Below are 19,059 nucleotides of genomic sequence, written 5' to 3' on the forward strand. Positions count from 1 at the left end.
TTCACCTGCGGGACATTCACTTCTGTCACTTGCGTCCCACGCGTTGACGACCAACACCGTATTCGCCCTCGCGCCCGCAGTCTGGTTGCCACGCCCGGAGGCGGTCACGAGTGCGGCGTATCCTCCACTTGATGAGAAGCAGCAGGACCCTGACGCACACCGCCGCATGGCCCACCTGCGCGCTCGGCGCATGGGGGGCCGCCCGGCTCACCGGACGCTGCTCCCCCGACGACGTGATCGCCGCACTCGCCGAGTCCGCCGACCGTCACACCGTGCTTCACGAGGAAGCCGGTGACACAACCGATTCCGGCAACGGCGTGCTGGAACTGCTGTCGATCCTGCGTCCCGCCCGCGGCCTCGCGGTGCGCCTGCCGTCGACCGGTGACCCGCAGGGTCTCCCGCCGCATCCGGCGACCTCCAAGGCACTGCTCGCCGGCGAGGTGCTGCTGGTGGACGAGGGCGATACCGCGGGCACCCTGGCACTGGTCCCCGAGCTCGACACCTTCGACACCGACCCGCCGTACGTGCTCTGCCGGTGGTCGGTTTTGCGTTACGACACGCGTCTCGACCTGGGCCACCTGCTGACCGCGGGCCCGTCGGCCGGCGACCTGGAATACGAACTGCGGCAGGCGGTCGCGGAGGCGACGACGATCATCGGCGGCCTCGGGAACCGGCGGTCGGTGGATCTGGCCGACCTGCGGAAGGACCTCGCGGCGCGCACCGCCCGCCACCGGGTCGACCTGCCGCCCCACTCCCTCGACGCCCGCTCCACCCGGCTGATCGACACCGCGGCACAGGTCGAGGCCATCGTCGACCTCGCCGTCGCTCGCGGCGTCGAGGTCGGAGACACGGCGGGACAATGGGATTCAGGCGACTCCGCACTGCGCAGGCTGCAGTCGCTCACCCGTGCGGCGCGTGCCGCCGCGGTGAATCACACGATCGGAGAGCTGCTGCGGGACTGACGGAGTTCCACCCGCGCCGGTCTCGGCGGACGTTCGGACTCGATGCCGTACAGGGCGATCCCGTGGAAGTCAACGGTCGCGAAATCAGTTGCGTTCCATACCGAGCAGAACCATTCGCGTAACCGCGGGGAACCTGTCCAGGCGTAGTACGGGCGGCAGGTCTCCGCGCAGAAGCGCTCCACCCGGCGAACCAGTTCGACGAGGGTGTCACCGCCGCGCGCCTCGGGCGCGACGACGGCGATGCGGAGGTTGACGGCATCCGGCACCGGAACGGGCAGTTGCGGACTCGTCAGCCAGGCAGCTAGTCGTTCCCGGACGCCGGGAATGCGTGCGACGCGGACGAAGTCGTCGGGCGTCAGCAGCGGCGTGCCGTCGGGTGTGAGATCGGCGTCGTGCGGCTGCCACACCAGTGCGCCGACGAGGCGGCCGCTCTCGCGGGCACCCAGAACGTAACCCGCATTCAGATACGGCCGCACCAGGATCTCTGCCAGCCAGGCACGCAATTCGCGATCCGAAAGGTGCTCACCGAGCACCCAAGAATACAGCGGGATTTCGTCGACACTCGCCGAGAGGAGTTCGACGACCGAGCTGAGATCGGCCCGGATCAGGATTCCAACCTCTGTCATCACCTGCTCCCGGGTGGGCCGCATCGGGAAAACGGCCCACCCGGGAAATCGCGTGTGTAGTGGGGACTACACCGGATCGCCGTCGTCACTGCCGCCACTCGAGCCGGAGAAGAGCGTGTCGAGAATCGGGCCGAGGATGTCGATCTCCAGACGGATTGGACGTTCTGCCATGGGAGTTCCTCTCTCGCTACTTGCCAGCCCAGTAAGGACCGTGCGAGACGAGCATCACATTTCGTTCTCGGATGTGAAACCAAGTCTCCATATGTCGTTATACACTCGTTACATATACGCGCGAGTTTTCTTCTCCCCGGAGAAGGATTCGCCCACTGGGTCATTCGTCCAAGAGCGATTCCATGGAAATGGCGCTGCGACCGCACAGGAAATCGCGACTTCAGGGAAAGAACCGCAGGTCGGAACCTGCGAACCCGACCCGAACTCGCGATTGTGCGGGGGCTGGGAATCCCGGCGGCGCTTACCGGCGGGGCCGCGCCGGGCGCTTCACCGGGACGCAGCACCGGTCGCGGCATACGCGCCCGTTGTCGCCGCATCCCATCGCGCCGAGGTCCCCGCCGCCGTCGGCGTAGGCCTGCACGAGCTCGCCGATCATCTCGATGAACCGCGGATCGGTCCCCACCGTGTCGGCGCGGACGTAGTCCATCCCGAGCCGCTGCGCGACCTCGGCCGCCTCGTTGTCGAGATCCCAGACCACCTCGAGGTGATCGGAGATGAACCCGACCGGGTACACGACGACACGCCGAATTCCCTGCGCGGCAAGGTCTTCGAGGTGATCGCAGATGTCGGGTTCGAGCCACGGGATCTGCGGCGGACCCGAACGGGACTGCCACACCTGATCGAAGTCGCGGATGCCCAGGGCGTCGGCGACGGCCTTCGACGCGGCCATGACCTGACGCGAGTACAGTCCCCCGCCCTCGGCGGCCGGCCCGGAGGCCGCGTCGGCGGAACTCGGCACGGAGTGCGCGGTGAACACCAGACGCACAGGCTCCTCGGAATCGCCGAGCGACTCCAGGGCGCGCCGCACCGAATCGGCACCCGCGGCCACGAACGACGGATGCGACCAGTACTGCGGGAGTTTGCGCAGCAGGACGCCGCCCTCCGGGGTGGTGCTCGCCGGCTCGCGCTCGGCGAGCGCCGCGAGGGCCCGGTCGATGTCCTCGTGGTACTGCCGGCACCCCGAGTAGCCGCCCCATGCCGAGGTCGGGAAGACGAGAATCCGGCGGTGCCCGGCCCGGTACATCTCGGCGAGGGCGTCCTCGGCCATCGGATGCCAGTTGCGGTTGCCGAAGTACACCGGCAGATCCAGTCCGCGCCGGGCCAACTCCGCCCGCAACGCCTCGATCATGTCCAGGTTCAGCCGGTTGATGGGCGAGACCCCGCCGAAGTGGAAGTAGTGCTCGGCCACCGCCTCGAGGCGTTCCCGCGGGATACCGCGACCCCGGGTGACGTTCTCCAGGAACGGGATCACGTCGTCGGGACCGTCGGGACCGCCGAAGGACAGGAACAGGACGGAGTCGAACGGGCTGCTCACGCCGATCACGACCCGGAGGTCATGCCCTCCGGGAACCAGGTGTTGTGGCTCGCGCCGCCGTCGACGTAGACGATCGAGCCGGTGGTGCCGGGCAGCCAGTCGCTGAGCAGCGCGCACACCGACTTCGCGACCACGGTCGGGTCGTCGACGTCCCAGCCGATGGGCGAGGCGCCGTCCCAGTACTCGTTGAGCATGTTGAGCTGCTTGGCGTCGTCGGTGGCGGTGCCGGCGATGGCCTTGGCGGCAAGGGTCTTGATCGGACCGGCGGCGACGAGGTTGGAGCGGATCTTCTTGGCGTAGCCCACTTCCCGGGCCACGTAGCGGTTGACCGACTCCAGCGCGGCTTTGGCCACGCCCATCCAGTTGTAGTACGGCATCGCGGTGCGCGGATCGAAGTCCATGCCGACGATCGAGCCGCCCTCGTTCATGACGGGCAGCACGGCGCGGGCCAGCGAGGCGTAGCTCCAGGCGGAGATCTCGAAGGCCTTCGCCGCGTCGGGGCCGGGACCCTCGAGGAACGGCTTGGCCTCGGGACCCATGAGGGTGCGCGGGGCGAACGCGATCGAGTGCAGGACGCCGTCGATGCCCTGCGGGGCGAGCTCGCGCACCTTGTCGGCGAGCGCGGCGAGGTCCTCTTCACTGGTGACGTCGAGTCCGATGGCCGGCGGCACCTCCTTCGGCAGGCGCTTGGCGATCCGGTCGATCAGCCGCAGGCGCTCGGGGATGCCGGTGATGATCACCGTCGCGCCCTGCTCCTGCGCCATGGCGGCGGCATGGAAGGCGATCGACGCATCGGTGATGATGCCCGTGATGAGGACGGTCTTCCCGTCCAGGATTCCGCTCACGAAAGTGTGCTCCTGCTCGACGATGATGGGTGGGGTCGGTCTCGGGTGCCGGGCGGGGTCAGTGACCCATGCCCATGCCGCCGTCGACCGGGATGACCGCGCCGGTGATGTACTCGGCCTGGTCGGAGGCGAGGAAGCTGATGACCGCGGCCACGTCCTCCGGCTTGCCAGTGCGGCCGAGCGGGATGGCCTGCTTGGCCATCTCGATGTAGCGGTCCTCCATGCCGGCGGTCATGTCGGTGTCGATGAAGCCGGGCGCGACGACGTTGGCGGTGATGTTGCGCGAACCGATCTCGCGGGCGATCGACCGGGCCATGCCGATCAGGCCGGCCTTGGAGGCGGCGTAGTTGACCTGGCCGGGGACACCGGACATCGCCACGACCGAGCCGAGGAAGATCATCCGGCCCCACTTGGCGCGCTGCATGCCCTTGGTGGCGCGCTTGGCACAGCGGAAGGCGCCGGTCAGGTTCGCGTCGATGACCTTCTCGAAGGACTCCTCCGACAGGCGCATCAGCAGCATGTTGTCGGTGATGCCCGCGTTGGCGACGAGGACCTCGACCGGCCCCTGGTGGGCCTCGACCTCGGCGAAGGCCGCGTCGACCGACTCGGAGTCGGTGACGTCGCACCGGACGCCGAAGAGTCCCTCGGGAGCCCCCGAGCCGCGGTGGGTGACCGCGACCTTGTGGCCGTCGGCGGCCAGCCGCCGGGCCACGGCCAGACCGATGCCGCGGTTGCCGCCGGTCACCAGGACCGACCGGGAGGGGTTCTGCGCTTCGTTGCTAGCTGCCGTCATGAGTGTCTAACCTATCCGTTCTCTCAGGGCCGACGGCGCGGTGGTCGGCAGATCAGGGCAACCGTCGGTTGATGGCGAGGGCGGCGAACGCCGACACCAGCGCCAACAGCGTGCCGGCGATCAGCCACGGTCTCGAATTGTCCCCTCGACGCGTCTCGTAACCGATCTCGTTCTGGAGTTTCTCGTACACCTTGTTGAGCTCGTCGAGGCTCGACGCGGTGAAGAAGTCGCCACCCGACAGGTTCGCGATCTTGCGGAGCGAGTCGTCGTCGACAGGGACCGGCACCCGGTCGCCCTCGAGTTCGACGGTGCCGGTGCGCGTGCCGAAGGAGATGGTGGAGACCGGGATCCCCTCCTCCTTCGCCTTGCGCGCGGCGGTGAAGGCACCGCGGGGGTCGTCGGGATTGTCCGGCACGGTCTCCTTGCCGTCGGACAGCAGGACGATGCGGGCCGGCGGGGCCGCGTCCCCACCCCCGAGCACCGCGTTGAGCGTGTTGATCTGCTGCAGCGCGGCGAAGATGCCCTCACCGGTCGCGGTCTTGTCGTCGAGGCGCAGCTTGTCCACGGCGACCTTCGTGGCGTTGTGGTCCGGCGTGGGCGAGACCAGGCTCGCCGCGGTGCCGGCAAACGAGATGAGGCCGAGGTTGATGCCGTCGGTCAGCTCGTCGGCGAACTTCTTGGCCGCCTCCTGCGCCGCGCGGATGCGGGACGGCGCGACGTCGGTGGCGTTCATCGACCGCGACACGTCCATGACGAGGATGACCGTCGCCTTGTTCCGCGGGACCTTGCGGTCGGCCTGCGGGCCGGCCAGCGCCACCGTCAGCAGGACGAGCGCGACGACCAGCAGTGCGACCGGCAGATGCCGCAACCTGTTGCGCTCCGGCGGCGCGACCGACTTGAGCAGGTCGAGATTGGCGAACGTCAGCGCACGCTGCCTGCGCTTGCGCAGCATGTAGACGTACGCCGCGACCAGCAGGGCCACGACCGGGAGCAGCAGCAGCCACCAGGGACTCGACAGCATCGGCTACCCCACCCCCGCTGCCAGACCCCGACGCCGCTGGGCGACGAACTTCACCATGTCGGCGATCCATTCGCGGTCGGTGCGCAGCGTGAGCGTCGGTCCGCCGCAGCTGCGGATCGTCCGGTGCACCTTCTGCTGGTGCGCCCGGGCGGCGGCCGCGAAGTCGCGTCGGAGGTCCTCGGTGACGGTCACGTCGCGGATCTCCCCCGACTCCGCGTCGGCGAGGGTGACCTCGCCGATGGCGGGCAGTTCGAGATCGCGCGGGTCGAGGACCTCGATGGCGAGCAGCTCGTGATGGGCGCCGATCGCGCGCAGGGAGCGCTCCCAGTCGATCGGGCCGAGGAAGTCGCTGATGATCACGGCGAGTCCGCGCCGGCGCTGCGGGCGGCGCAGGGCCTCGATGCCCGCCTTGAGGTCGCCGCGCACGCCGGGCGCGCTGCGCCGAGTCGTCGCGATGGCCTTCAGCAGGTTCTGGGCGTGGGCCCGGCCGGCCCGGGCGGGCACCCGGACGACGTCGTCGCCGGTGACGACCAGTGCGCCGTGGCGGTTTCCGCCGCCGGTGGTCAGGTGCACGATCGCCGCGGCGGCCGCGACCGCGAGGTCGCGCTTGGTGCACTCCGCGGTGCCGAAGTCCAGGCTCGCCGACGCGTCCACGACCAGCCACGTCTCCAACTCGCGATCGGCGATCATCTGGCGGACGTGCGGTTGGGTGGTGCGGGCGGTCACCGACCACTCCATGCGGCGGACGTCGTCGCCGGGCTGGTAGGCGCGCGCCTCCCCCGGCTCCGACCCCGGTCCCGGGATCAGGCCGAGGTGCTCGCCCTGCAGCACGCCGTCGAGCTTTCGCCGGACGGAGAGCTCCAGCATCTTCAGAGCCGCGGTGAGCTGGGGCTCCTCGAGCAGCCCGGCACCGAGGCTCGGCAGGTCGCGATTAGCCGCCATACCGTGGCGAATTCGGGCTCACCGGGCCGGCGTTCTGCGAAGCCTGCTGCGCGCCATAGCCGTTGGCGCCCTGCGGGGCCGCCTGGTTCTGGGGCGGCTGCTGGGGTGCCTGGTTCTGGGGCGCCTGGCCCTGGGGCGAGCCGTAGGGCCCGGCGACCGGCTGCGCGCCGACCTGCGGCAACCCGACGGTCTGCAGGACGCGGGTGATGACCGTGTCGGCGTCGACCTCGTCGGCCAGCGCGTCGTAGGACAGCACCAGGCGGTGGCGCAGGACGTCCGGCATGATCTCGACGACGTCCTGCGGGATCACGTAGTCGCGGCCGCGGACGAGCGCGAGGGCGCGCGAGGCCGCCACGATGCCGAGGGTGGCGCGCGGCGACGCGCCGTAGGACAGCCACGACGCGACGTCGTGGAGGCCGAGTTCGGCCGGACGACGGGTTGCGTTGATGACCCGGACGACGTAGTCGACGAGGGCGTGGTGGACGAAGACGTTCGCCGCGGTCTTCTGCAGCCTCAGCATCGCCGCCGGGTCGAGGACCTGCGAGGCGGTCGGCGGGACGTTGCCCATGCGGTAGACGATCTCGCGCTCCTCCTCGACGGAGGGGTAGTCGACGAGCACCTTGAACAGGAAGCGGTCGCGCTGCGCCTCCGGCAGCGGGTAGACGCCCTCGTTCTCGATCGGGTTCTGGGTCGCCATCACCAGGAACGGGTCGGGCATCGGGTAGGTCTTGCCGCCGATCGACACGTGCCGCTCGGCCATGACCTCCAGAAGCGCCGACTGCACCTTGGCCGGCGCGCGGTTGATCTCGTCGGCGAGCAGGAAGTTGGCGACCACCGGACCGAGTTCGGTGTCGAACTCCTCACGGCCCTGGCGGTAGATGCGCGTGCCGATGAGGTCGGTGGGCACCAGGTCCGGCGTGAACTGCACGCGCGAGAAGGAACCGCCGACGACCTTCGCGAAGGTCTCGACCGCGAGCGTCTTGGCGACGCCGGGGACGCCTTCCAACAGGATGTGCCCGCGTGCGAGCAGACCCACCAGGATGCGCTCGACGAGCTGATCCTGACCGACGATGACACGCTTGACCTCGTAGATGGCCCGCTCGAGCAGCTTGACGTCGGAGTCGCTCAGGACCGACGGATCGGCGCCTGGCGCGGCCCGATCGGCGGCCGCCTTGTCGAGGGAGTGCGATTCGGTCAACCCGTGCTCCTGTTCGTCTGAACTCTGCTGCTCACCGGCGGGATCGCGAGAGACGCCCCCCGCGTGTCTGTGCCAGCCTAGTCGCGCGAGCTGAAAAGGTGCCAAGAAGACCGTCGGCGGTGTCGTCCGGACGACCCTCAGAGAAGCCGGACCACGTTGGGCATCGCGCCGTTGGTCCGCAGCGGCGACACCTTCACCACGTCGCCGGACTGCGGCGCCTCCACCATCTTGTTGTCACCGAGGTAGAGCGCCACGTGCTGGCTCGCGTTCGGGCCGTAGAAGATCATGTCGCCGCGCTTCATCTGCGACAGCGGGTAGTGCGGACCCGAGGTGTACTGGTAGCCCGTGTAGTGCGGCAGCTCGATGCCTACGCCGGCGAAGGCGTAGATCATCAGGCCCGAGCAGTCGAAGCCGACCTTCCGGTAGTCGCCGTAGCTGTCGGCGACGCCGCCGTCGCGGATGCCCTGCGTCGGGCCGTTGACGTCACCGCCGCCCCAGGCGTAGGTCACGCCCAGCTGCGACAGGGCGCGGTTGACGACGATCTCGACCGCCTGCGGGCCGCGGAGACCGGGCCGGACCATGCCGCCGGAGCCGCCGCCACCACCGCCGGAGCCGAAGAGCGAACCGAGGCTGCCCGAGCCGAGACGCGAGCTGAGGCTGTCGTTGCCGCTGCTGCCGGTCAGGTCGACACCGCCGAGGCCGAGCTCGTTGAGGAGCTCGGACTGCGGGAGGCGCTGCTCGCCGATGATCCCCTTGAGGATCTGCGACCCCATGTCCAGGCCCATGCCGAGCGCGGCCGAACCGAGGTCGACCGCGATCTCCGCGGCCGCGCGGGCCGCGATGTTGAGCAGCTCGTTGTCGGAGACCGGGGTGGCGGGCAGTTCGGGAAGCTGCGGCTTCGCCGGGAAGAGCCCGGTCAGCAGCTCACGCGTCGACGGACCCTCGACGGTCTTCTTCGGGACGTGGCCGCGGATCGCGTCGAGCTTCTTCTGCACGTCATCGCGCTTGGAGATCAGGGTGGCCTTGCGCTTGCGCTGGTCGGCGATCGCGGTGCGCGCCTCGTTCACCGCGGCCAGGGCGTCGCTCTTGCGCTGCTCGGCGCTCTTCGCGGCCATCTCGGCCTGCCGGCGCGTGGCCTCGACGGCGGCGAGGCGGTTGGCCTTCTGGTTGCGGGCGACCTGCAGCTTGCGGATGGTCTCCTGCTGCTTCTTGCCGACCTGGTCGATGAGCTTCATCCGGTCGAGGACCGCCTGCGGATCGGGCGCGGTCGCGTAGTTCGACAGCGAGACCTGCTCGGCGCCCTGCTGGTAGGCCAGCCGGGCGAAGTCGTCGAAGCCCTTCTGCGCCTCGGCGACGGCACGGGCGGCGCTGTCGAGTTCGGCGCGCGCCCCGCGTGCGGCGACCGTGGCCAGCTTGCGCTGTGCCAGAGAGTTCTGGAAGTCGACGATCGCGCGGTTGACGTTCTCCTGGCGGACGGCCAGCGCCTGGTCGAGATCGGCGAGCTCCTGGTTGACCGCGGCGATCTCGTTGATCAGGCCTGACACGGGCGACTCGGGGGCCCGGCCGGGCGCAGCGATCGCCTGGCCGGCGCCGACCGCACAGATGAGAACGGCTGTCATGACCGCCGTGATGCGCGTCGGCCAGAACGCACCTGTTCTTCCTCGCCTCACCTGTAACTCCTCGCGGTTCTCTCGGGGGCCCGGCCCGGGGGCAGGCCGGTCGTGCTGGTCACTGCAACCACCCCGACAACACAGTGCACAACTGCCGCACATGCCACTGGACAAGACACGAGTCACATGCGCGACAACAGAACCGTACGTCACACGAACCACACGAGAAAACCGAACGCGTTGAATTACAAAGACGTGATTACCTGCGACGATGCCGTGAACTGGAGAAAGTTCACCAGCGTGGCCCAGGTCTCGAATTGGCAACAGTTCGGCAGAGACCGGCCGAGTCGGGTCGACGCGGCCGCGCGGTGCCGTGCCGACTCCGGGAAAAGGCCCCGAGGTGGGGCGTCAGATCGCGCGGATCAGGAGGCCGACGAGTCCGCGGCCTTCGCCTGCTCGTCGTCGGCGGATGCCGGCGCGTGGGCGTCGGCGGCGGAAGACGGTGCGGGGTCGTCGACCACGGGACCGAGCGGGCCGGCGGCCACCGCGGCACGCGCGCGACGGGTGCGCAGACGGGCGATCACGGCGCCGACGACGACCACGAGGATCAGCCCCAGGCCGACGAGGGTCCAGTCGATGTGGTCGTCGGTCATCACGTCGACCATCTGCCGCGCGGCACCCGGCGGGTCGGTGAGGGTGAGGTCCTGTGTCGCCTGCTCCTGGATCACCCGCGAGAACTCCGGCGACGACGACCCGACCGAGTTGGGACCGAGCACGATGACGGTGCCGCCCACCTGCTCCTGCAACTGGTTGGCGATGTCGCGATAGAGGGTGAACCGCGGCTGCTGCTGGTCGATGACGACGAAACTGACGTCATGCCCCTTGGACTTGGCGTATTCGACGACCTCGAGCATGGCCGGGACCTGCTCGGGCGCGGCGCCCGCCACCCCGTCGTCGGCGATGTCGCGCGAGAGCTGCTCCATGTCGACCCCGACGAGTCCGGTGAGCTCCTTGTTCTCCGTGGGAGCGGCCAGCACCCCCGCGGGAGCGGCGAGCACCACTGTCGACTCCGGCCCCATCGTCACACCCCTGTTCGCCCAGACTCCAGATCTCGACCTGCACGGTACGACACAATGGTGGGGTACGGGTATTCGCGTGCCGCCGAAGACACCGACGGCGTGTCCCACACAGCCCCGGCCTGGGACAGTACGGACGTACTGTTAGACTGGGCGATGTTGTCGCGGGTCGTCTCGCGGACATCCGATGGCACCGGTGCAGCCCTCCGGTGCAGGTACAGCGCGGTACGGGCAATCGACGTCTCCCCGGAGCGTCCGCCCGGCGGAGACCGGGCTGTCCGGCAAGGCAGTTTGATCATCGAGCATCGCCGACGCAGCCCGTCGGTACACGAGGAGAGTGGAATAAGACGTGAGTATCAATTCCTTCGGCGCCCGCGGAACGCTGGACGTCGGCGACAAGAGCTACGAGATCTACCGCCTGAGTGCCGTGAAGGGTGCCGAGAAGCTCCCCTACGCCCTCAAGGTGCTGACCGAGAACCTCCTGCGCACCGAGGATGGCGCCAACGTCACCAAGGAGCACATCGAGGCCCTCGCCAACTGGGACCCGAACGCCCAGCCGAGCGTCGAGATCCAGTTCACGCCGGCCCGCGTGATCATGCAGGACTTCACCGGCGTCCCCTGCGTCGTCGACCTCGCCACCATGCGTGAGGCCGTCAAGGAACTCGGCGGCGACCCCGACAAGGTGAACCCGCTCGCTCCCGCCGAGATGGTCATCGACCACTCGGTCATCATCGAGGCCTTCGGCAACGCCCAGGCGTTCGAGCGCAACGTCGAGATCGAGTACCAGCGCAACGAGGAGCGCTACAAGTTCCTCCGCTGGGGCCAGGGCGCCTTCGACGACTTCCGCGTCGTCCCGCCGGGCACCGGCATCGTCCACCAGGTCAACATCGAGCACCTCGCCCGCTCGGTGATGGTCCGTGACGGCGTCGCCTACCCCGACACCTGTGTCGGCACCGACTCGCACACCACGATGGAGAACGGCCTCGGCGTCCTGGGCTGGGGCGTCGGCGGCATCGAGGCCGAGGCCGCGATGCTCGGCCAGCCGATCTCGATGCTCATCCCGCGCGTGGTCGGCTTCAAGCTGACCGGTTCCACCAAGCCGGGCGTCACCGCCACCGACGTCGTGCTCACCATCACCGACATGCTGCGCAAGCACGGTGTGGTCGGCAAGTTCGTCGAGTTCTACGGCAACGGCGTCGCCGAGGTCTCGCTGGCCAACCGCGCCACCATCGGCAACATGAGCCCCGAGTTCGGCTCCACCTGCGCGATCTTCCCGATCGACGACGAGACCATCAACTACCTGCGCCTCACCGGCCGCAGCGAGGAGACCCTGGCCCTGGTCGAGGCCTACGCCAAGGAACAGGGCATGTGGCTGGAGAAGGACGCCGCGGAGCCCGCCTACTCGGAGTACCTCGAGCTCGACCTGAGCACCGTCGTCCCGTCGATCGCCGGCCCGAAGCGCCCGCAGGACCGCATCGAGCTGTGGGATGCCAAGAACGCCTTCCGCAAGGACATCCACAACTACGTGGAGACCGGCGAATCGACTCCGCACACCCAGCTCGACGAGGCCGTCGAGGAGTCCTTCCCGGCCTCCGACCCGGCCGCGCTGTCCTTCGCCGAGGACGACGCCGTCGTGCCGTCGGCCGCCAACGGCTCCGAGGGCCGCCCCTCCAAGCCGGTCCGCGTGGACTCCGAGGAGCGCGGCTCGATGATCCTCGACCACGGCATCGTGACCATCGCGTCGATCACCAGCTGCACCAACACCTCGAACCCGTCGGTCATGATCGGCGCCGGCCTGCTCGCCAAGAAGGCCGTCGAGAAGGGCCTGACCTCCAAGCCGTGGGTCAAGACCTCGATGGCCCCGGGCTCGCAGGTCGTCACCGGCTACTACGACAAGGCCGGCCTGTGGCCGTATCTGGAGAAGCTCGGCTTCTACCTGGTCGGCTACGGCTGCACCACCTGCATCGGCAACTCGGGCCCGCTGCCCGAGGAGATCTCGAAGGCGATCAACGACAACGATCTCACCGCCACCGCGGTGCTGTCGGGCAACCGCAACTTCGAGGGTCGCATCAACCCCGACGTCAAGATGAACTACCTGGCGTCGCCGCCGCTGGTCATCGCCTACGCGCTCGCCGGCACGATGGACTTCGACTTCGAGACCGACCCGCTGGGCAAGGACTCCGAGGGCAACGACGTCTTCCTGAAGGACATCTGGCCGTCCAACGAGGAGATCGAGTCCACCATCGCCGCGTCGATCTCGCCGGAGCAGTACGCCGCCGACTACGCCGACGTCTTCAAGGGCGACGAGCGCTGGCAGAACCTGCCGACCCCGTCGGGCAAGACCTTCGAGTGGGACGAGAAGTCCACCTACGTGCGCAAGCCTCCGTACTTCGAGGGCATGCCGCTGGACCCGGAGCCCGTCTCCGACGTCAAGGGCGCACGCGTGCTCGCCAAGCTCGGCGACTCGGTGACCACCGACCACATCTCCCCCGCGTCGACCATCAAGCCCGGCACCCCCGCCGCGCAGTACCTCGATGCCAACGGTGTGGCGCGCAAGGACTACAACTCGCTGGGTGCCCGCCGCGGCAACCACGAGGTCATGGTCCGCTCGACCTTCGGCAACATCCGCCTGCAGAACCAGCTGCTGGACGGGGTCTCGGGCGGCTACACCCGCGACTTCACCCAGGAGGGCGGCCCGCAGTCGTTCATCTACGACGCCGCGCAGAACTACGCCGCCCAGAACATCCCGCTGGTCGTGCTCGGCGGCAAGGAGTACGGCACCGGCTCGTCGCGTGACTGGGCCGCCAAGGGCACCCGCCTGCTGGGCGTGAAGGCCGTCATCGCCGAGAGCTTCGAGCGCATCCACCGCTCGAACCTGATCGGCATGGGCGTCATCCCGCTCCAGTTCCCGGAGGGCGAGTCGCACAAGTCGCTCGGCATCGACGGCACCGAGGTGTTCGACATCGTCGGCATCGAGGAGCTCAACGAGGGCCGTACCCCCGAGACCGTGCACGTCACCGCCACCAAGGAGGACGGCTCGAAGGTCGAGTTCGATGCGAAGGTCCGCATCGACACGCCCGGCGAGGCCGACTACTACCGCAACGGAGGCATCCTGCAGTACGTGCTGCGAAACATGATCAAGAACTGACAAGGAGCACGCGACGTGCCCAAGGTCAGTGATGACCGCCTTGCCGCGCGTCGTCGGGAGATTCTCGACGGCGCGCGGCATTGCTTCGCCGAGTTCGGCTACGACGGGGCGACGGTCAGACGGATCGAGGAGTACACGGGGCTGTCCCGTGGTGCGATCTTCCACCACTACAAGGACAAAGAGGCCCTGTTCCTCGCTCTCGCGCACGAGGACGCCGAACGGATGGCCGACGTGGCCGCCGAAGAGGGTCTCGTCCAGGTCATGCGCGACATGCTCGAACACCCCGAGGAGTACGACTGGCTCGGGACCCGGTTGGAGATCGCCCGCAAGCTGCGGACCGACTCGAACTTCCGGGCCGAGTGGCTGGCCCGCTCGGCCGAGCTCGAGAAGGCCACCCTGCGCCGGCTCGAGAAGGGTCGGCAGGCCGGGCGCCTGCGGGACGACGTCCCGACCGACGTCCTCCTGAAGTATCTGGATCTCGTCCTCGACGGGCTGATCACCCGGCTCGCGACGGGCCAGCCCACCGACGACCTGCACGCGGTCCTCGACCTCGTCGAGGAGTCGGTGCGGGCGAAGGACTGATCGCCTCGGCGCGGTCAGTCGGCACCCGCCACATGGACCTGTCGAGGTCGAAACGCGCCGTCCGGTCGTAGTGAAGGTCGAACACGACCCCGAGTTCCAAGAGCGCATCGACGCATTCGGCACTCAGCAGGCGTGCGGGCATCCCCCGCTCCCGCACGCGTTCTTCCTGCTCGAACCGCCGCTCGGCGATCGGCCGGAACGAACTCGTCGGTGCCGATTCGGCCCGACGCCGCCGGGAATGTCCGAGACCATGCACGGGGCAGTGCACGGTCTCGACAACCTCTACGTGGTGAACGCCTCGTTCCCGCCGGCGCGGTGGGCCTGGTCAGCCCAGCGCTGACGATCACCGCCGTGGCGGAACGGACGATGGACCCCTTTCCTGCCACGCACCGAGGCCCGGGCACACACCGACCGCGGTCGCGGGGCCGCCAAGCGCGTGCCACACCGATCGGAGCGTGACGACGGTCGCGCGATCTGAGGTACTGTGACTCAGACCACCCCGAACGAGCGTTAGATATGCACGTTCGGGGTGGGTGTTCCGTTTCCGCCGTCGAAGGAGTGCCCCTTGTTCCCTGGAGTCTTCGCGAAGTCCACTCCGGACAAGCCCGCCGTCATCCGTGCCGCCACCGGAGAACAGCTGACCTACCGTCAGCTCGACGAGAACTCGACCCGGCTCGCGAACTACCTGGAATCGCTCGGCCTCGAGCGCGGCGACAACATCGCGGTGGTCAGCGCCAACGACCTGCACGTCTTCGAGGTGTACTGGGCGGCGCTGCGCAGCGGCCTGTACGTCACCGCGGTCAACCACCACCTGACCGCGGGCGAGACCAACTACATCCTGGAGGACTGCAACGCGCAGGTGCTGTTCGCGGGTGCCTCCGTCGCCGACGCGGTCTCCGCCTCGGGCGAGATCGACGCACTGAACCGCCCCGGTCGCCGCATCGCCTGGGGCGGCGACATCGCGGGCTTCGACTCCTACGACAAGGTCCTCGCCAATGCCTCGGCCGAACCGCGCACCGACCAGCCGCGCGGCACCGACATGCTGTACTCGTCGGGCACCACGGGCCGCCCCAAGGGCATCAAGACGCCGATGCCCGAGGGCCAGGTCGACCAGGTCCCCGATACCTACACCGCGATCTTCGCGCCCATGTACGGCTTCGACGAGAACACCGTCTACCTGTCCCCTGCCCCGCTGTACCACGCTGCGCCGCTTCGGTATTGCGGCGTGACGAACTCGGTCGGCGGCACCGTGATCATGATGGACCGCTTCGAGCCCGAAGAGGCCCTCGCGGCCATCGAGAAGTACAAGGTCACCCATAGCCAATGGGTGCCGACCATGTTCATCCGCATGCTCAAGCTGCCCGACGAGGTGCGCAGCAAGTACGACGTCAGCAGCATGAAGATCGCCATCCACGCCGCGGCCCCGTGCCCGGCCGAGGTGAAGAAGGCGATGATCGAGTGGTGGGGCCCGGTCATCCACGAGTACTACGCCTCCACCGAGGCCGCGGGCGCGACGTTCATCGGCCCGCAGGAGGCCCTCGAGCATCCGGGTTCGGTCGGGCGGCCGCTGCTCGGCGTCATCCACATCTGCGACGAGGACGGCAAGGAGCTGCCGGTCGGCGAGGTCGGCCAGGTGTACTTCGAGCGCGAGGACGTCGCGTTCCAGTACCACAACGACCCCGAGAAGACCCGTGCCGCGCAGCATCCCGAGCACGAGAACTGGTCCACCACAGGCGATGTCGGCTACGTCGACAAGGAGGGCTACCTCTACCTGACCGACCGCAAGGCGTTCATGATCATCTCCGGCGGCGTCAACATCTACCCGCAGGAGGCCGAGAACGTCCTCATCAACCACCCGGCGGTCTTCGACGTGGCGGTGATCGGCGTGCCCGACCCCGACCTCGGTGAGGTCGCCAAGGCGTGCGTGCAGCTCGCGGAGGGATACACCGCGTCCGACGAGCTCGCCGAGGAGCTGATCTCCTTCACCAAGGACAACATCGCCGCGTACAAGGCGCCGCGGTCGGTGGACTTCGTCGACGAGCTGCCGCGCACCCCCACCGGCAAGCTCGTCAAGGGCGAGCTGCGCAAGAAGTACTGGCCCGCGGCGAGCTGACCCCTACCACGACGGCGACGGGTATCAGGCCAGCTCGATGAGCTCCTGGTACTCGTCGCTCCAGTGGTCCTCGGTGCCGTCGGGCAGCAGGATCACGCGTTGCGGATCCAGGGCCGCGGCGGCTCCCGGGTCGTGGGTGACCAGCACGACGGCGCCGGTGTAGCTGCGCAGGGCGTCGAGCACCTGCTCACGCGAGACCGGGTCGAGGTTGTTGGTCGGCTCGTCGAGCAGCAGCACGTTGGCCGCCGACGACACCAGACCCGCCAGCGTGAGGCGCGTCTTCTCACCGCCGGACAACGTGCCCGCCGGCTGCTCGAGTTGCGGGCCGCTGAACATGAAGGCGCCGAGCAGCCCTCGCAGTTCCTGTTCGCCTGCGTCAGGTGCGGCGTGGCGGATGTTCTCCCACACCGTCGCCTCGTCGTCGAGGGTGTCGTGCTCCTGCGCGAAGTACCCGATCTTGAGGCCGTAGCCGGGTTCGAGCCGGCCGGTGTCCGGTTTCTCCACGCCCGCGAGCATTTTCAGCAGGGTCGTCTTGCCCGCGCCGTTGAGTCCGAGCACCACGACGCGACTGCCTTTGTCGATGGCGAGGTTGACACCGGTGAAGATCTCCAGCGAGCCGTAGCTCTTGGAGAGGTTCGTCGCCATGAGGGGCGTCTTGCCGCACGCCGCCGGTTCGGGGAACCGGATGCGCGCGGTGCGGTCGGCCACCCGCTCCTCGTCGAGGGACTCGATCATCCGCTCGGCGCGCTTGAGCATCTGCTGGGCCGCGGTCGCCTTGGTCGCCTTGGCGCCGAGCTTGGCGGCCTGCGCGCGCAGGGCGGACGCCTTCTTCTCGGCGTTGGCGCGCTCGCGGCGCCGGCGCTGCTCGTCGGTGGCGCGCGCGTCGAGGTAGCGCTTCCAGTTCATGTTGTAGATGTCGGCCTCGCCGCGCACCGCGTCGAGGAACCACACCCGGTTGACCACGTCGGCCAGCAGGTCGACGTCGTGGCTGATCACGACGAGCCCGCCCTCGTGGTTCTGCAGGAACGAGCGCAGCCAGGTGATCGAGTCGGCGTCGAGGTGGTTGGTCGGCTCGTCGAGCAGGAGCGTCGTGTCGGACTTGCCCGAGCCGTCGGAGGCGGAGAAGAGGATGCGCGCCAGCTCGATGCGGCGCCGTTGGCCACCGGAGAGCGTTCGCAGCGGCTGTCCGAGCACCCGGTCCGGGAGACCGAGGCTGTTGCAGATGCGGGCCGCCTCGGACTCGGCGACGTAACCGCCGAGCGCGGCGAACCGCTCCTCGAGCCGCCCGTACTTGGCGACGGCGCGGTCGCGCTTCTTCTCGTCGGCCGTCTCGGCCATCAACGCCTGCTGCTTCTCCATGTCGCGCAGGATCTCGTCGAGGCCGCGCGCCGAGAGCACGCGGTCCTTGGCGAGGACGTCGAGGTCACCCTCCTTCGGATCCTGAGGGAGGTACCCGATCGGTCCGGAGCGGCGGACGGTGCCGGCGTACGGCTCGGTCTCCCCCGCGAGGATGCGCAGGGTCGTGGTCTTGCCGGCGCCGTTGCGCCCCACGAGGCCGATGCGGTCGCCGGGTTGGATGCGGAGGGCGTCTCCGGGTGCCGACAGCAGGGTCCGAGCACCCGCTCGAACCTCCAGGTCGGTCGCGGTAATCACGACATGCCAGTCTACCGGTGCGTGTCGATCGGTTTTCCCCACGAGACCCTCCGGACGTCGCGGGCGGAGTTGCCCCGCGCCGACACGGTGGACCGATACGGTGTGGGACGTGACGCAATCCACAACGTTTCCGCAGACATCGGACCTCACCGGACGCTCGGCACTGGTCACCGGGGCCAGTCGGGGCATCGGCGAGGCCATCGCCACCGAGCTCGCCCGCCGCGGCGCTACCGTGGTCATCACGAGCCGCAAACCCGATCCGCTGGGCGAGGCCGCCGACCGCATCCGGCAGGCCGTGCCCGGAGCGACGGTGACACCCGTCGCGGGCAACACCGGCGATGCCGACCACCGCGCCGAGGCGGTCGCGAAGGCCGTCGAGCAGGGCGGCGGAATCGACATCCTCGTCAACAACACCGGCATCGCCCCGATCGCCGGCCCGCTCATGGGCGCCGATCTCGGCGCCTACCTGAAGACATTCGACACCAACGTCGTCGCCGCCCTCGGGTTCGTCCAGGAGGCGTACAAGGCCGGCATGAAGGACTCCGGCGGCGCGGTGGTCAACGTCTCGTCGGTGGCCGGCATCCGGTCCACCGGGGTGATCGCCGCCTACGGCACGTCGAAGGCCGCGCTGATCCGCCTGACGGCCGAACTCGCCTGGGAGCTCGGGCCGAAGATCCGTGTGAACGCGGTCGCGCCCGCGATCGTGCGCACCAAGTTCGCCTCGGGGCTCATCGAGGGCGAGAACGAGGCGCGCGCCGCGGCCGCGTACCCGATGAAGCGGATCGGCGAACCCGAGGACGTCGCGCGCGCGGTCGCCTTCCTCGTCAGCGACGAGTCGTCGTGGATCACCGGCGAGACCCTCGCCGTCGACGGCGGCATGCTCGCCACCGGGGGCTCCTGACGGTCCGCCCCGGATGCGCGGCCCCCTGACCGCGGCCGATCTC

The 19,059-nt window shown here is 69.0% G+C and carries 15 protein-coding genes; 5 read left to right on the forward strand and 10 right to left on the reverse strand.

The features are described from left to right. The first annotated feature begins 131 nt into the window (after positions 1-131). Positions 132-962: an Rv1486c family protein gene (locus GP2_RS05475; RefSeq protein ID WP_040526486.1), complete on the forward strand. Its 831-nt coding sequence runs from the start codon at positions 132-134 to the stop codon at positions 960-962. Here the strand turns inward: GP2_RS05475 and GP2_RS05480 are convergent. The 9 genes from GP2_RS05480 to GP2_RS05520 form a co-directional block, all read right to left on the reverse strand. Further along, a complete protein-coding gene (locus GP2_RS05480) occupies positions 932-1,588 on the reverse strand; it encodes a hypothetical protein (RefSeq protein ID WP_040526488.1) in 657 nt (218 codons plus the stop codon). The two genes, GP2_RS05475 and GP2_RS05480, sit on opposite strands and share 31 nt — an antisense overlap. Before the next feature lie 472 nt (positions 1,589-2,060). Continuing rightward, positions 2,061-3,134, reverse strand: coding sequence for a ferrochelatase (locus tag GP2_RS05485; RefSeq protein WP_040526496.1), 1,074 nt, complete (start codon positions 3,132-3,134; stop codon positions 2,061-2,063). Positions 3,135-3,139: 5 nt separating this feature from the next. Then, positions 3,140-3,979 (reverse strand): NADH-dependent enoyl-ACP reductase InhA, encoded by an 840-nt coding sequence (gene inhA / locus GP2_RS05490; protein ID WP_006899484.1) that lies wholly within the window; start codon positions 3,977-3,979, stop codon positions 3,140-3,142. A gap of 58 nt (positions 3,980-4,037) precedes the next feature. Further along, the gene (gene fabG1, locus GP2_RS05495; protein WP_006899485.1) at positions 4,038-4,772 is read right to left on the reverse strand and encodes a 3-oxoacyl-ACP reductase FabG1; all 735 of its coding nucleotides are present in this window, start codon (positions 4,770-4,772) and stop codon (positions 4,038-4,040) included. A gap of 52 nt (positions 4,773-4,824) precedes the next feature. Further along, positions 4,825-5,793, reverse strand: coding sequence for a VWA domain-containing protein (locus tag GP2_RS05500; protein WP_006899486.1), 969 nt, complete (start codon positions 5,791-5,793; stop codon positions 4,825-4,827). Positions 5,794-5,796: 3 nt separating this feature from the next. Then, the gene (locus tag GP2_RS05505) at positions 5,797-6,735 is read right to left on the reverse strand and encodes a DUF58 domain-containing protein (protein WP_006899487.1); all 939 of its coding nucleotides are present in this window, start codon (positions 6,733-6,735) and stop codon (positions 5,797-5,799) included. After that, on the reverse strand, positions 6,725-7,933 hold the full coding sequence (locus GP2_RS05510) for an AAA family ATPase (RefSeq protein ID WP_006899488.1): 1,209 nt from the start codon (positions 7,931-7,933) through the stop codon (positions 6,725-6,727). Before GP2_RS05510 ends, GP2_RS05505 begins: the two co-directional genes overlap by 11 nt. A gap of 137 nt (positions 7,934-8,070) precedes the next feature. After that, entirely contained in the window at positions 8,071-9,603 is a 1,533-nt protein-coding gene (locus tag GP2_RS22055; RefSeq protein ID WP_040526490.1) for an NlpC/P60 family protein, read from the reverse strand. A gap of 362 nt (positions 9,604-9,965) precedes the next feature. Further along, positions 9,966-10,622, reverse strand: coding sequence for an Rv1476 family membrane protein (locus tag GP2_RS05520; RefSeq protein ID WP_006899490.1), 657 nt, complete (start codon positions 10,620-10,622; stop codon positions 9,966-9,968). Between the two features lie 346 nt (positions 10,623-10,968). Here GP2_RS05520 and acnA point away from each other — a divergent pair, with 346 nt between their 5' ends. From acnA to GP2_RS05540, 3 genes are all read left to right on the forward strand, one after another. After that, positions 10,969-13,767 (forward strand): aconitate hydratase AcnA, encoded by a 2,799-nt coding sequence (gene acnA / locus GP2_RS05525; RefSeq protein WP_006899492.1) that lies wholly within the window; start codon positions 10,969-10,971, stop codon positions 13,765-13,767. Between the two features lie 15 nt (positions 13,768-13,782). Further along, the gene (locus GP2_RS05530) at positions 13,783-14,349 is read left to right on the forward strand and encodes a TetR/AcrR family transcriptional regulator (RefSeq protein ID WP_006899493.1); all 567 of its coding nucleotides are present in this window, start codon (positions 13,783-13,785) and stop codon (positions 14,347-14,349) included. 565 nt (positions 14,350-14,914) lie between these two features. Next, positions 14,915-16,462: an AMP-binding protein gene (locus tag GP2_RS05540; protein ID WP_006899495.1), complete on the forward strand. Its 1,548-nt coding sequence runs from the start codon at positions 14,915-14,917 to the stop codon at positions 16,460-16,462. A gap of 24 nt (positions 16,463-16,486) precedes the next feature. Here the strand turns inward: GP2_RS05540 and GP2_RS05545 are convergent, their stop codons facing one another. Next, positions 16,487-18,115 carry an ABC-F family ATP-binding cassette domain-containing protein gene (locus GP2_RS05545; protein WP_006899496.1) on the reverse strand — a complete coding sequence of 543 codons (1,629 nt, stop codon included), beginning with the start codon at positions 18,113-18,115 and terminating at the stop codon, positions 16,487-16,489. A 100-nt stretch (positions 18,116-18,215) separates the two neighbouring features. Between GP2_RS05545 and GP2_RS05550 the strand changes: the two genes are divergently transcribed. Further along, complete coding sequence (locus tag GP2_RS05550; RefSeq protein ID WP_006899497.1) at positions 18,216-19,016, forward strand: SDR family oxidoreductase; 801 nt, start codon at positions 18,216-18,218, stop codon at positions 19,014-19,016. Positions 19,017-19,059: the final 43 nt, after the last annotated feature.

Source organism: Gordonia paraffinivorans NBRC 108238, from assembly GCF_000344155.1.
GTDB lineage: Bacteria > Actinomycetota > Actinomycetes > Mycobacteriales > Mycobacteriaceae > Gordonia > Gordonia paraffinivorans.

Excerpts from the sequence above, each read along its gene's own strand:
- GP2_RS05475 (WP_040526486.1), top strand. The coding sequence starts at position 132 with ATGAGAAGCAGCAGGACCCTGACGCACACCGCCGCATGGCCCACCTGC.
- GP2_RS05480 (WP_040526488.1), bottom strand. The coding sequence starts at position 1,588 with ATGACAGAGGTTGGAATCCTGATCCGGGCCGATCTCAGCTCGGTCGTC.
- fabG1 (WP_006899485.1), bottom strand. The coding sequence starts at position 4,772 with ATGACGGCAGCTAGCAACGAAGCGCAGAACCCCTCCCGGTCGGTCCTG.
- GP2_RS05500 (WP_006899486.1), bottom strand. The coding sequence starts at position 5,793 with ATGCTGTCGAGTCCCTGGTGGCTGCTGCTGCTCCCGGTCGTGGCCCTG.
- GP2_RS05505 (WP_006899487.1), bottom strand. The coding sequence starts at position 6,735 with ATGGCGGCTAATCGCGACCTGCCGAGCCTCGGTGCCGGGCTGCTCGAG.
- GP2_RS05520 (WP_006899490.1), bottom strand. The coding sequence starts at position 10,622 with ATGGGGCCGGAGTCGACAGTGGTGCTCGCCGCTCCCGCGGGGGTGCTG.